General features: G+C 68.0%; 12 protein-coding genes. 3 read left to right on the top strand and 9 right to left on the bottom strand.

Annotated elements, in window-relative coordinates; all coding sequences use genetic code 11:
• Window positions 1-258: 258 nt before the first annotated feature.
• From GGR64_RS07465 to GGR64_RS07455, 3 genes are all read right to left on the bottom strand, one after another.
• Entirely contained in the window at window positions 259-816 is a 558-nt protein-coding gene (locus GGR64_RS07465) for a queuosine precursor transporter (RefSeq protein WP_184644900.1), read from the bottom strand.
• Window positions 817-1,300: 484 nt separating this feature from the next.
• Complete coding sequence (locus tag GGR64_RS07460) at window positions 1,301-2,374, bottom strand: glycerophosphodiester phosphodiesterase (RefSeq protein ID WP_184645246.1); 1,074 nt, start codon at window positions 2,372-2,374, stop codon at window positions 1,301-1,303.
• 77 nt (window positions 2,375-2,451) lie between these two features.
• Window positions 2,452-4,752, bottom strand: coding sequence for a TonB-dependent receptor (locus GGR64_RS07455; RefSeq protein WP_160970400.1), 2,301 nt, complete (start codon window positions 4,750-4,752; stop codon window positions 2,452-2,454).
• A gap of 1,176 nt (window positions 4,753-5,928) precedes the next feature.
• Between GGR64_RS07455 and GGR64_RS07450 the strand changes: the two genes are divergently transcribed.
• Window positions 5,929-7,803 (top strand): S53 family peptidase, encoded by a 1,875-nt coding sequence (locus tag GGR64_RS07450; protein WP_184644898.1) that lies wholly within the window; start codon window positions 5,929-5,931, stop codon window positions 7,801-7,803.
• A gap of 73 nt (window positions 7,804-7,876) precedes the next feature.
• Here GGR64_RS07450 and GGR64_RS07445 read toward each other — a convergent pair whose 3' ends face one another.
• Window positions 7,877-8,860, bottom strand: coding sequence for an ELM1/GtrOC1 family putative glycosyltransferase (locus GGR64_RS07445; RefSeq protein ID WP_326520316.1), 984 nt, complete (start codon window positions 8,858-8,860; stop codon window positions 7,877-7,879).
• Window positions 8,861-8,987: 127 nt separating this feature from the next.
• On the opposite strand from GGR64_RS07445, the gene GGR64_RS07440 reads away from it, so the two are divergent.
• Together GGR64_RS07440 and GGR64_RS07435 are read left to right on the top strand one after the other, a co-directional pair.
• Window positions 8,988-9,578 (top strand): malonic semialdehyde reductase, encoded by a 591-nt coding sequence (locus tag GGR64_RS07440; protein ID WP_017915369.1) that lies wholly within the window; start codon window positions 8,988-8,990, stop codon window positions 9,576-9,578.
• Between the two features lie 83 nt (window positions 9,579-9,661).
• Window positions 9,662-10,300, top strand: a complete 639-nt coding sequence (locus tag GGR64_RS07435) for a YceI family protein (RefSeq protein WP_184644894.1) — start codon at window positions 9,662-9,664, stop codon at window positions 10,298-10,300.
• A gap of 115 nt (window positions 10,301-10,415) precedes the next feature.
• On the opposite strand, the gene GGR64_RS07430 is transcribed toward GGR64_RS07435, so the two are convergent.
• The 5 genes from GGR64_RS07430 to GGR64_RS07410 all read right to left on the bottom strand — a co-directional run bounded on the left by GGR64_RS07430 (window position 10,416) and on the right by GGR64_RS07410 (window position 13,373).
• The gene (locus GGR64_RS07430; protein ID WP_237475457.1) at window positions 10,416-10,862 is read right to left on the bottom strand and encodes a hypothetical protein; all 447 of its coding nucleotides are present in this window, start codon (window positions 10,860-10,862) and stop codon (window positions 10,416-10,418) included.
• Window positions 10,863-10,886: 24 nt separating this feature from the next.
• Window positions 10,887-11,147 (bottom strand): hypothetical protein, encoded by a 261-nt coding sequence (locus GGR64_RS07425; RefSeq protein ID WP_184449547.1) that lies wholly within the window; start codon window positions 11,145-11,147, stop codon window positions 10,887-10,889.
• An 11-nt stretch (window positions 11,148-11,158) separates the two neighbouring features.
• Complete coding sequence (locus GGR64_RS07420) at window positions 11,159-12,142, bottom strand: radical SAM protein (protein ID WP_184644892.1); 984 nt, start codon at window positions 12,140-12,142, stop codon at window positions 11,159-11,161.
• A gap of 9 nt (window positions 12,143-12,151) precedes the next feature.
• The gene (locus tag GGR64_RS07415) at window positions 12,152-12,421 is read right to left on the bottom strand and encodes a hypothetical protein (RefSeq protein WP_184644890.1); all 270 of its coding nucleotides are present in this window, start codon (window positions 12,419-12,421) and stop codon (window positions 12,152-12,154) included.
• A gap of 160 nt (window positions 12,422-12,581) precedes the next feature.
• Window positions 12,582-13,373 carry a siderophore-interacting protein gene (locus GGR64_RS07410; RefSeq protein WP_184449545.1) on the bottom strand — a complete coding sequence of 264 codons (792 nt, stop codon included), beginning with the start codon at window positions 13,371-13,373 and terminating at the stop codon, window positions 12,582-12,584.
• Between the last annotated feature and the right edge of the window lie 51 nt (window positions 13,374-13,424).

The following is a 13,424-nucleotide window of genomic DNA, read 5'->3' as shown; positions in this document are numbered from 1 at the left end:
GTGCAGCGCGTTCGACACAGCGCGTCGGGACTGAAGTCCCTCCCACAATGCAGTTCCCGACAGCGTCGACGCCGCCACTGTAGGAGCGGCTTCAGCCGCGACGCGCGGAGGTGGAAGAGTGCAGCCCTAGTCGGCCGTCGGGACTGAAGTCCCTCCCACAATGCAGTTCCTGGCAGCGTCGACGCCGCCACTGTGGGAGCGGCTTCAGCCGCGACGGGTGGAGGCGGCGGATTGCCGCACTATCGATGTCTTACACAGCTACCGCGTCGGCGCCATGCGCCACAGCAGCGCGCGGAACGGTGCCAGCAGGCACACGCCGATGCCCAGTTTCACCGCCAGGTCGCCGGCGGCCCAGCTCAGCCAGGGCAGCGTCGAGCCGGCGAAGGCGATCGACCAGAAGATCGTGGTGTCCAGGGTCGCGCTGCAGGTGGTGGCGACGATCGGCGCGCGCCACCAGCGTCCGCGGCGCAGCCGGTCGAACACGGTGATGTCCAGCAGCTGCGCGGCGATGAAGGCCAGGCACGAGGCCGCGGCGATGCGCGGGGTGGCGATCCAGATCGACAGCAGCACCGCCAGCGCGAACCCGCACCAAGCCACCCGCCGCGCCGCGCGCGGGCCGAAGCGGCGATTGATCAGATTGCTGACCAGGAATGCCACCGGATAGCTGAAGGCACCCCAGGTCAGCCAGTCGTTGATCGGGAACTGCACCAGCACGTTCGACAGCAGCACCACCGAGCCCATCGCCAGTACGGACAGCAGCAGCGCGCGCGGGGTCAGCGCGGCGAAGGTGGGCGAGGGAGCGGCGACAGACGGCACGGCGATCGGGCAGGGCGGGGTGGGCGCGCATTATCGCGGTCCGGTCGCGCCATGACCAACGCCCGGGCGTGGACAGGCTCTTCGTAGGAGCGGCTTCAGCCGCGACAGCGCGTTCCCCGATCTCGCGTGGTCGCGCCTGAAGCCGCTCCTACCGTAGGCAATTCCGCGATGGGAACCGCTGTTGCGATTCCCCAATCCCCACTCCCGGCTTCACCACGCCGGCACTGCCGAAGGCGGCACTGTGGAAGGGACTTCAGTCCCGACCCGACTATGCGTCCGCTTTGCACTGCGCGTCCCGACCTCTGCGCGTCGCGGCTGAAGCCGCTCCCACAGGGGAACCCCGCGATGGGAGCCGCTGTTGCGATTCCCTATTCCCCAATCCCCAATCCCGGCTTCATCGCGGCTGAAGCCGCTCCTACCGCAGGCAATTCCGCGATGGGAACCGCTGTTGCGATTCCCCAATCCCCATTCCCCACTCCCGGCCTCAGCGCGCCGGCGGCGGTGTCCCGTCCACCGCGGCGCGACCCACGGCCGGGTCGTCGGTGAAGAAGCCATCGATGCCGGCATCGATCAGCGCGCGCATTTCCTTCATGCTGCCGGCGGCGTTCACCGCGGCCGGGCCGCGTGCGTCCTGCAGCTGCTTGGGCAGGAAATAGTTCTCGGGCCGGAAGGTGTACGGAATCACCTGCAGGCCGGCCGCATGCGCGTCGGCAACGAAAGGCGTGGGCGCGGCCAGCGCGCCGTCGCCGGTCACCGGCACGATCGCACGCAGATTCGGGCTGACCAGCTGCGCGTACCTGGCGATCGCGCGCAGACCCTGCGCGCTGCCCATCTGCGCGTAGGTCGGGCCGTCGCGCAACTGGTCGCCCGGGCGGTCCTTGGGATCGCCCAGCAACTGCACCAGGCGCACGTTCGGATGGGTGTCGCCGAGCTTGCCGTGCAGATATTCCAGGTTGCCGATCTCGAACGACTGGATCACCACCGGCGCCTTGCGCGTGTAGACATGCGCATCGAGCGTGGCGACCACCTTGTCTTCCATCGCCAGGCCGAGCCCGCGGAAGTAGGTGCCGTGCTTGATCTCCGGGATCAGCCCGATCGGCCGCCCGCGCGTGGCCGACTCGGCCGCGGTGAAGTCGATGATCTCGTCCAGGGTCGGCACCTGGAACTGCCCGTCGAAGGCAGTGCCGCGCAGTTGCGGCAGGCGCTCGCGCGCGCGCAGGGTCTTCAGCTCGGCCAGGGTGAAGTCCTCGGTGAACCAGCCTTCCACGCGCTGCCCGTCGATCTGCTTGACGGTCTTGCGCGCGGCGAACTCCGGATGCGCGGCCACGTCGGTGGTGCCGCCGATCTCGTTCTCGTGGCGCGCCACCAGCACGCCGTCCTTGGTCGAGACCAGGTCCGGCTCGATGAAGTCGGCGCCGTCGGCGATGGCCTTGGCGTAGGAGGCCAGGGTGTGCTCGGGGCGCAACGCGCTGGCGCCGCGGTGGCCGATCACCAGCGGCTTGCTCTCGCCCGGTGCGGCGGTCGGTGCGGCCGCCGCGGTGGTCGTCAACACGGCCATCGCGCATCCCAACAACCAGGAGGTGGATCGGATCATCGCATGCGTTCCGGTTCGGTGGGCGGACAGGATGGACGCGCTCAGAAGCGCGCGTCCAGGGTCAGGAACGCCTGCCGCGGCGCGCTGGCGTGGAAGGCCAGCGAGCGGCCATTCGGGTCGCTGTTGCTGAAGGCCGTGAGGTTGGAGGCGTAGCGCTTGTCGGTGAGGTTGGTGACGTTCAACGACAGCTTCAGGTCCTGCAGGAACGACACCGCCCCGAAATCGTAGCCGGCGCCGGCATCGAAGGAGGTGTAGCCGCCGAAGCCCTGGTCGTTGGTGTAGGTGTAGTAGCGCTGGCCGGTGTACTTGCCGCGCAGGTTGGCGTTCCAGCCGTTCCAGGTCCAGCTGAGTTCGCTGGCGAACATGCGCTTGGGCGTGTCCACGGTGACCTTGCCGGCGGTGGGGATGACCACGCCGTTCTGCACGTAGTTGTCGTCGTAGGTGGAGCGGTTGATCGAGGCCGAGTTGTACCACTGCAGGTGCGCGTTCGGCTTCCAGATGAAGGTCAACTCGCCGCCGCGGCTGCTCACCGAGCCGACGTTGAAGAAGCGCGTGGTGCACGCCGGGGTGGTGCCCTGCTGGATGCTCGGGCACGGGTTGAGCGAGAGCAGGCGGTTGTCGAAGGTGACGTCGTAGCCGACCAGCGAGGCCTCGAACTGGTCGCGCACCAGGCGGTAGCCGGCTTCGAAGGTCTTGGACTTCTCCGGCTGCAGCGCGCCGACGCTGGCGTCGAACGAGGCCTGGGTGACCAGCAGCGGGCCGCCGGCGCCGCCGCCCTGGAACGCGGCGATGTTCTCGGCGTAGGAGGCGAACACTTCCTGGCCCTCGGCCAGGCGGTAGCGCACGCCGGCCTGCGGCAGCAGCGCCTTGCTGGCCTTCAGTTCGCCGTTGGCCACCGGCGCTTCCACCGCGATCCCCGGGGTCTCGCGCGCGGTCATCGTGGTGTGCGGGCTCTTGGCGCCGATGTCCAGGGTCAGGCGATCGTCGAGCAGCTTGAAGGTGCCCTGCACGTAGGCCTGCTTGGTGGTGATGACGTAGTCCTGCGAGAACAGCCGCCGGTTCGGGTTGCTCAGGAAGATGTCGTCGTCGATCGGGCCGTCGATCCAGTAGAAATTGCGCTCGACGTGGTGCTTGTTGCGCTCGTACCACACGCCCGCTTCCAGGTGGTGCGGGCCGATGTCCCAACCCAGCGAGGCGATGCCGCCGGTGCGGTTGATGGTGTAGTTGGTGCTGCGGATCGAGATCGGCAGTGCCTGCGGCGTGCCCGGGTAGGACGGCTGGCCCGGCGACCACCAGTGACCCTGGCCTTCGTTCTCGTGGTGGTAGACCTGGGTGTGCACGCTCACCGTATCCGACGGCTGGAAGTCGCCGGCCAGGTAGTACAGGTCGTCGTTGCGCAGCGCGCGGCTCTGGTAGTAGGCGTCGTCGGTGTTGTCCACGCCGCCGCTGTAGCCGCAACGGCTGGGGTCGCGCGTGGCCGGCGCGCAGTAGGCCGCGGCCAGCGCGCGCTGCCAGTCCGGCGCGTACAGATTCCAGTCCCAGCCCAGGCCGCGGTGCAGGCCGCTCTTGGACAGGTAAGCGTAGTCGGCCTGCGAGGTGCGCGAGGTATCGACGAAGGCGGTGATCTTGCCGCCCTCGAACTGGTACACGCCCTTGCCGTTGAACTGCGCGGTGTGGGTCGGCGATTCCGGCTTGGCCCACATGTCGGCGTCGGCGTAGATGCCGGACAGGTAGGCGGAGAAGCCGTTGTGCTCGCCGGTATCCAGGCGCAGGTAGGTGCGGCGGTTGTTGTCCGAACCGACGGTCTGCGCCAGGCGCACGCCCACTTCGGTGGACGGATCGTCGGAGTAGTACTGCACCGTGCCGCCGAGGTTGCTGGTGGAGGCGGTACCCAGGCTGCCGATGCCCGAGGCCAGTTCCACGCCGCCGAAGTTCTCGGCGATCAGCGCGCGGCTGATGTTCAGGCCGTTGTAGTTGCCGTAGGCGTTGTCGCCCAGCGGCAGGCCGTCGAGCGTGTAGCCCAGGCGGGTGCCGTTGAAACCGCGCAGGCTGATGGTCTGCGATTCCTCGTTGGCGCCGAAGGCGTCGTTGGACTGCACGTTGACGCCGGGAATGCGGTTGAGCAGCTTCTGGATGCTGGTGCCCGGCGGCAGCACCGCCACGTCCTGGGCGGTGATGCGCTGCACCTGGCGGGTCTCGCCCTGGCCGATCACCGACACCGCGTCGAGTTGCTGCACGTCGGACGCAGCGCCATCGGCAGCGGCGGGCTCCGCGGCGGTGGCGGCGAAGGGCGACAACAGGGCGGCGAGGATCGCCGTGCTCAGCAGGGAATGGAGAGGCATGCGCAAGGGGATTCGTAAAGGAAGTGCGCACACGATGCGACAGCGACGTTGCAGGTTGGCGTCACCTGCATTGCGTTTGTCATGCAGCGGTCCTGTGGCATGGCGTTCGCGGCGCATCCGCAAGGCGGGTCATGGCGGCAAGCAGGCCATCGCGCGCCATGCCGGAAGACACGGCGTGGCACCGCGTGCATCGACATCAATGCGATACAGAGTGTCGTCGATTGCCACGCATGACGGGTGGCGAGCACATGTACGCGCATGTGTCAGAAACGCCGTGAAAAGCACTGTTTACAAAGTCGAAAACGGCGCCGGCCGTCAAAGTTTTGTGGTGCATTCCTCCTCAATGATCAGGCCTCGCCCAAGCCCGACGACGTGCCGATGCGTGCAGACATGAGCAGGAAGCGCAGCGCATTTGTGTCGCTTGGATCGTCGTCCGTGTCCATCTGCGCTGAATCGCCGTTCGTGTGCTGCGCTGAGTCCTCGCATCGACCGGCCTGCGTGCGCGCTGCGCGCACCGTACCCTCACCCCAACCCCTCTCCCGATGGGAGAGGGGCTCTGGCTTCTCCCTCCTCCCCTCGGGAGAAGGTGCCTCGCAGGGGCGGATGAGGGTACGGGCGCAGCCTCGCAGCAAGCGGTCACGTGGGCGCTGCGCGCGCCGTACCCTCACCCCAACCCCTCTCCCGGTGGGAGAGGGGCTCGGCCTCTCCCTTCTCCCACCGGGAGAAGGTGCCCCGCAGGGGCGGATGAGGGTACGGGCGCAGCCTCGCAGCGACGGATCATGCGTGCGCTTCGCGCGCCGTACCCTCACCCCAACCCCTCTCCCGGTGGGAGAGGGGCTCGGCCTCTCCCTTCTCCCATCGGGAGAAGGTGCCCCGCAGGGGCGGATGAGGGTACGGGCGCAGCCTCGCAGCGACGGATCACGCGTGCGCTTCGCGCGCCGTACCCTCACCCCAACCCCTCTCCCGGTGGGAGAGGGGCTCGGCCTCTCCCTTCTCCCACCCGGAGAAGGTGCCCCGCAGGGGCGGATGAGGGTCGGGCGCAGCCTCGCAGCGATGGGTCGCTTCGCGCGCCGTACCCTCACCCCAACCCCTCTCCCGATGGGAGAGGGGCGATGAATTTTCCACCGCGAGGCCGCTACGGCCTCGTCCATTCGCTCTACCCCCGGAGAGACGCCCATGCTTGATCGCATCCGCCGTCGGCCCTTGCTGGCTGCCGTGTTGTCCGCTTCCCTGCTGTGCGCGCTCGGCACCGCCGATGCCGCACCCAACGTCTCGCTCGCGGCGATGACCGCAACGCTGCGCAGCGCGCCGGTCAACTTCGACGTGCACCTGCCGTTGCGCGATCAGGCCGGGCTGGACGCGCTGCTGGCCGACATCCAGGATCCGGTCTCGCCGCAGTACCACCACTGGCTGACGCCGGCCGAGTTCCAGCGCCGCTTCGCCCCGGCGCCCGCGCAGGTCGCGCAGGTGCGCGCCGCGCTGCAGGCCGCGCACATGAACGTCACCGAGCAGGGCACCACCCTGCATGTCAGCGCGAGCGCGGACAACGTCGAGCGTCTGTTCGCGGTGCCGCTGACCGCCGAGGTGCAGCAGGGCAACCAGGCCCGCCTCGCCGCCGCCGCTCCCTTGCAACTGCCGGCCGCGCTGCGCGACAGCGGCGCGACCGTGACCGGCCTGACCCGCGGTGCGCCGCCGATGCACGTCAACTGGCAGCGCGCGTCCACCAAGAATCCCGCCAACCGCTACGGCGCCGGCGGCACGACCTACTGGTACAACGACCTCAAGCAGGCCTACGGCTATCCGTCCTACCAGGCCACGACCGGCGCGGCCGGGCAGCAGCGCCGGCTCGACGGCAGCGGCAGCACCATCGCCATCCTGATCAGCAGCGACGTGCTGGATTCGGACATCAAGGCGATGTTCGACCACGAAAACTTCAGCCGCTACGCGGCCAACCACGCCAACCCGACGCTGTACGCGCGCCACTACGTGGCCGGCGCCAAGCCGGGCCTGCAGGACGGCAACGACGCCGCGGCGGGCGAAGCCGCGCTCGATGTGGAGATGGCGCTCGGTGGCGCGCCGGGCGCGCGCGTGCTGCTGTACGTGATCCCCGATCTGACCGACGCATCGGTGCTGGCCGGCTATCGGCAGATCGTGCAGGACAACCAGGCCGACGTGGTCAGCTCCTCGTTCGGCGGCTGCGAGCTGTACTACACCGCGGCCTACAACGGCGGCAAGGATTTCACTTCGCTGCTGCGCCCCTACGATGCGGTGTTCAAGCAGGGCAACGCGCAGGGCATCACCTTCGTCGCCTCCAGCGGCGACAACGCCGGCCTGGACTGCGCCGATACGCAGTACGCGGTCGACCACAAGGACGGCCGCTTCGTCGCCGGCGTCGAGCATCCGGCGGCCAGCCCGCACGTGACCGCGGTCGGCGGCGGCAATCTGCTCACCGCGTACAAGAAGGGCAGCCTGGAGTCGGGCTACAAGAGCGAAAGCGCCTACGGCGATCCGCTGGAGACCGCCGACTACTACGGCTTCGGCGCGAACCTGGCCGGCGGCTACTGGGGCGCCGGCGGCGGCGTCAGCACGTTGTTCCAGCGCCCGGCCTACCAGTTGCGTGCGCTCGGCGGCACGCGCACGTCCATGCGTACGCTGCCGGACATCGGCATGCTGGTCGGCGGCTGCCCGACGATCGCCACGCAACCCTGCCGCGACGGCGACAGCTCGGTGGCCACCTACTTCAAGGGCGGCATCGAAGCGGTGATCGGCACCAGCGTCGCCGCGCCGGAGTTCGCCAGCGCGGTCGCGCTGCTGGTGGAGAAGCAGGGCCGCCAGGGCAATCTCAACGACTACCTGTACCGCCTGGCCGCCAATGGCCCGGAGGCGCTGCATCGCGGCATCCCCGGCTACAACGGCGTGGTCGACAACAACCAGCCGATCAAGGGCAAGTACAACTACACGGTCGGCCTGGGCACGCCGGTGGTGCGGTTGCTGATCGGCGCGCTGGATGCGGCGCCGGCCGGCGTGCCGCGTTCGCCCAGCAATCCCTGACGCAGCTTGATCTGACGCGTTGGGCCCGGTTGCCGTGTCGGCGTCGTGGCAGCGACGCCGGTGCGGCGGCCGATCAGGCCAGCGCCAAGTGCTCGCGGATCAGCGCGGCCACCCGCGCGGTTTCGCGCAGCGGTTCGATGCCGGTGGCGGGCGCGTCGCCGGCATTGTCTACAGGCAGCAGTCGTCCACGTGCCTGCAGGGCGCGATGGAAATCCAGGGCGCGGCCACGCGCCGCCTCCGGCATCAGCACCTGCACCGGCACGCGCGTGGCGCAGGCTTCCGACAGCAAATTCACCGAATCCGGCGTGCAGGCCAGGCGCTCGGCCCAGCCGAGCAGGCCGGCGTAGGGATTGGTGCCATCGTCCGCGCCGCACCACACAACCCCTGGCACATCGGCGAACGCGCGACGCAAGGCCGCGGCCACCGCCGGCGGCGTGCGCCGCGATGCGCTGGCAAGAATGCTGCCGCCGTGCGTGCGCAACTGTGCGGCGATCGCGGCGAAGGCGGCGTGCGCCTGCGCTTCGCTCCACGGTGCCAGCCCGGACGGGCCACCGACCAACAGGCCGACGCGCGGCGATGGCAGCGCGCCCAGCATAGGAAATGCCGCGCGCCCGGCGGCCAACCAGGCATCGTCGATGGGATGCAGGCTGCCGAGCAGGGTCAGCACGTTGCTACCGCGCAGGCGATCGTGGGCCGGCACCACCACCACGTCCCAGTGTCGCGGATCCAGCCGTGGATCCAGGATCTGCACCACTTGGCTGCCGCGTGCCCGCAGCAGTCGCGTCGCCAGCGCCGCCTGGCGGCCGCACCCCACGGCCAGCCGCGGCGGTTGCCGCAGCGCTTCGGCGAAGGTCGCGCCGTAGGCATGCTGGGCGCCGGGAAGCCAGCGCGGCGCCAGCCAGCGCCAGGGCATGTGCGGCTGCAGCAACCGCGGCTGGATCGGTGTCGCGGCCGCAGGCGCCAACGCGGCGGCCAGCGCCTCGGCCAGCGCCTCGGCCTGGCGGGCGTTGCCGGCGCGGCCATCGCTAATCGCCCAGGTCGCGTCCGATCGTTTCACGTTTGGTAGTAATCCGTTGCATTGCGGCCGGGTGTTGCGACAATCGTGCCACTCTACACTGGCCGCCTCGCATCGGGACGGCCCCACCGGCATCCTGGCGCTTCCCTCGATCAAGGAACTTCCCCGCATGTCCGACGCCTTGCACGACGCCGCCCTCGACCAGTTGTTCCGCACCGCCCGTACCCAGAACGCGTTTCTGGACAAGCCGGTCGCCGAAGACACCCTGCGCGCCCTGTACGACCTGGTGAAGTGGGGCCCGACCGCGGCCAACGGCAGCCCGGCGCGCTTCGTCTTCGTCACCTCGCCGCAGGCCAAGGAAAAGCTCAAGCCGGCGCTGTCCGAGGGCAACCTGGCCAAGACCCTGGCCGCGCCGGTCACGGTGATCGTCGCCCACGACGAGGACTTCCACGAGAAGCTGCCGTACCTGTTCCCGCACACCGACGCCAAGAGCTGGTTCGACGGCCCGCGCGAAGGCCGCAGCGAAGGCGCGTTCCGCAACGGCTCGCTGCAGGGCGCCTACCTGATCCTGGCCGCGCGCGCGCTGGGCCTGGATGCCGGCCCGATGTCCGGCTTCGACAACGCCAAGGTCGATGCCGCGTTCTTCGCCGGCACTGCGATCAAATCCAACTTCCTGGTCAACCTCGGCTACGGCGACCCCAGCGGCCTGTTCCCGCGCCTGCCGCGGCTGAGTTTCGATGAGGCCGCGCGCATCGAGTGAGCGCGCGCGTCCCGCTTCCCTGTCCCACCGCAGGCCCGCGCCTGCCGCAGTTTCGTCCCATCACCCTTTCAAGGAGTTCCACCATGACCAAGACCCGTAAACTGCTGCTCCCGCTCGCCATGGCCCTGGCCGTCGTCGTCGCCCAGCCGGCCACCAGCGCCTTCGCCGCGCCGGCCGCCGCCGCTGCCGCCGCCAAGGGCGTCTCCGGCACCTACACGCTCGATCCGGCGCACACCGACGTGCTGGTGCAGTGGAGCCACTTCGGCTTCTCCAACCCGTCCGCGCACTTCGGCGACGTCGACGGCACCCTGGTCTACAACGCCCAGGACGTGAGCAAGTCCAGCGTCAACGTGACCCTGCCGCTGTCCGGCCTCAACAGCTTCACCGCCAAGTTCGACGAGCACCTCAAGAGCGCCGACTTCTTCGATGCCGCCAAGTTCCCGACCGCCACCTTCAAGAGCACCAAGGTGACCTCGGCCGGCGCCAACAAGCTGACCGTCGCCGGCGACCTGACCATCAAGGGCACGACCAAGCCGGTGGTGCTGGCGGTGACCCTCAACGGTGCCGGTCCGCACCCGATGAAGAAGGTGCCGGCGCTGGGCTTCGACGCCACCACCACGGTCAAGCGCAGCGACTTCGGCCTGGGCGCCTACGTGCCGAACGTCAGCGACGAGGTGAAGATCCGCATCACCACCGAAGCGCTGCAGAAAGCGGCCAAGTAAGCCGGCCTGCGCGCATGGCGGCAGCGCTTCGCGCGCTGCCGTCCGCCGCAATGCAAACGCCCGCCATCCGGCGGGCGTTTGCGTTTCTAGCCTCCACGCACTTCCTGCGGGCGGCTTACATCGCCTGTTCGATCGACAGCGCGTAGACCTGCACGCCGTAGCGGCTGAAGGTGGCGGTGGTGTCGCTACCGATGTTCATTTCCTCCAGCGGCGTGCCCTGCGCATCGGCCAGGGTGAGCCGGTAGATCGGCCCGAAGCGCGTGGTGATCTCGGTCGGGCTGATCTTCACTCGATAGGTGCCGTTGCCCTTGAGCGCCAGCGGCTCGGAGAGCTGGCCGGGGATCAGCTGCAGGTCGGTCGACGGCTGGCGCAGGTCGCCGAGGACCTGCACCGCGAAGATCTGCGTCTCGGGCAGGGCGCGGCCGACGGGAGACGACGCTTGTGGAGCGCCGGCACCGGTTGCCGCCGCAGATGCAGCAGCGGCGGGAATGATCGCAGCAATTGCAGTAGCGGCAGTGCCGAAGAGGAAATTGCGGCGGCTATCGTTCGTATGCGTGGTCATGGCGATCTACCTGATGGTTGCGCGTCAGTCCTGGCCTATGCCTGGGTCGGTAGAAATGAAGCAGGAGCCTTTGTTGTTGCAGTTGGTATTGCTCCCCAGTGAGCAGTCTTTTGTATTCGTGCATGCCGGGTTTGTTCCATTGCAAACTTCATTGGTGGCTAGCGGGCCGAAGCGCCGCGTTGCAAGCGCTTCGACCGCAGCAGCGGTAGACGCTTCCGATTCATCGAACAGCACTTCTGCATGCTTGCCTAAGGAGATGTTGCCTGGGTCGATGCGGGTTGGCATTGGGATCCATCTCAAGTGCTGGCCAGTGTGGAAAGAGGGCAGCCAAGCGTCTGTTCGGAGAGATCGGAGAATCCGCTCATCCAACGCCGCAGCTTGTCGTTCTCGATATCGATGGTGCCGTCCGCGTGCAGACGCCCCAGGTCGTTGCGATCGTCATTGAGTGCGACAGTGCATTTGCCGATCTTGCCGTTGGCGCGAATCATCAGCGAGTTCGGTTTTGCCGCATAGCAGATGTACCCATCCAGGTGCTCTTCCGACAGCGGGCGTTCGTCGTTTCGGGAGCGGTCGACGCAGGACGTGATGTAGGAGATCGCTTCAAGGTAGCGGTCGCGCGGCAGTATCTTTTCCCCGATCGTGCCACCCGCGCTCAAATTGGAGACCTTGTGGAAGTAAACAGAAAAACGTGCGTCGCTCAGCAACTCCCGATGCAGGCTGGCGTAGAGGCGCCGCATCGATGCGATGTTGTCCTGGTGCAGATGCAGCCGCAGCGAGATGGCGAAATCCGCTGCCAATGACCGGTAGGCGAGGAGGTTCGACCAGATCTTCTCGAAGGTGGCGCCTTTGTTGGCGGTGATCCGCGTCCTGTCGTGCCATTCCGCGTCGCCGTCCAGCGTGATCTGGAACTCGCGGTGCCGGAGTTCGGTCAACCTTTGCAGTAGAGCCGGCTCCAGCAGGTAGCCATTGGTGGTGAAGCCCGCGCTGAACGCCACGCCGTGTTGCGCGCAAACTTCATTTGCGTGTTGGCCGATCTCCAGAACGACATCGCGCGCCAGGAGCGGTTCACCGCCGAACCAGGAGATGTTGAGCCGATCCAGGTGCGGTGCGCGATGGGCGATCAGCGCCTTGATGCCGCTGATCACGCTCGGCTGCATGCGTCCTATTGCAAAGTCTTCATAGCAATAGGTGCAGCGGAAGTTGCATTTTTCGGTCGGCAGGAGAATGAGGGACAGAATGCGCGGAGAAAGCGCTTCGGCGATGGTGGCTTCGCTCAGCATCGTTCTGCCTCAACCTGGCGGCAGAGAGCTGTTGCCGCCTACGCAAGAGCCGACATTCGAGGCTTTGGAACAGTCGCCCGTATTGTTGCAGGTGTAGTTGGTAGACGAGCAGGTACCGGAGTTGGTGCATCTCCCGGCGTTTTCGCTCATGGGCCGAATGGCGTCCGCCTTCGCTGAGGCGGTCGCCGCGGCACGCAATCGATGGTTGGCGAAGTTGAGTGATCCGTCCGGGTTCAGCGTGATGCCGCGGGGATCGATATCGTGAAATGCCTTGTCCATGTGCAACCCGCTTCTCGAGATCCGTCGATGGGTAGGTGGCTTTTTAAAACCCGGGCCAGGTGAATTCTGTGACAAAACCAACAATTTACTGCCGTGTCTACGGCCTACCCTCCGGTTCCGGTTCCGGTTCCGGCTGGCGGCATGTCGGCGTTCTGGCGTGCTACTCGTCCTGATCGCCGCCCGCCTTCCAATACCCCGTCGCGCGGATCCACTCCTTAGGCACCCCCAGGTGGCCTTCGACGAACTTGCGCATCATCCGTGCGCGCGCCGATTCGCAGGCGATCCAGTAGAAGGCGTCGCCGTCGGGGACGTCGAAGTCGCGCAGTGCGCCTTCCAGCAACTGGCTGCTGCGCGCGTCCACGCCGTTGCGCTCCAGCCAGGTGATGCGCAGTTCGGCGTCGCAGTCCAGCGTCTGCCGGTCGGCGTAGCCGGGGATCTCGATCAGGGCGTCGACTTCCGCGTCGGCCGGCAGGGTTTCCAGCCAGCGGCCGATCGCCGGCAGCGCGGTCTCGTCGCCGATCAGCACGTAGGCGTCGAAATCGTCGGCGGCCACGAACGAGCCGCGCGGCCCGCCGACCACCAGCGCATCGCCCGGGTTGGCCTGCGCCGCCCAGCGGCAGGCCGGGCCGTCGCCGTGCAGCACGAAGTCCAGGGTCAGCTCCTGCGCGTCGGCGTCGTAGTGGCGCGGGGTGTAGTCGCGGGCGGGCGAGGGCAGCGCATCGGCCGGATACACCGGGCCGTGCTCGGTCATCGTCGGCAGCACGAACGCGCCTTCGGGATTGGGGAAGAACAGCTTGACGTGATCGTCCGGCCCGGCACTGACGAAGCCGTCCAGTTCGGGGCCGCCGACGACGAGGCGGCGCATGTGCGGGGTCAGCGGTTGCGTGCGCAGCACCTGCAGATGACGCAGGCGCAGCGGGTGGCGCAGCAGGCGGTGTTCGTGGGTCGCCATGGGGAATCCTCGGAAGGGGGGAGGGGGTGGCGTGCGACGCGGGTGTCGAAA

Source organism: Xanthomonas sp. 3307, from assembly GCF_014199735.1.
Classification (GTDB): domain Bacteria; phylum Pseudomonadota; class Gammaproteobacteria; order Xanthomonadales; family Xanthomonadaceae; genus Xanthomonas_A; species Xanthomonas_A rydalmerensis.
The sequence above is the reverse complement of the archived record's forward strand: the minus strand, read 5'-3'. Positions and strand labels throughout refer to the sequence as shown.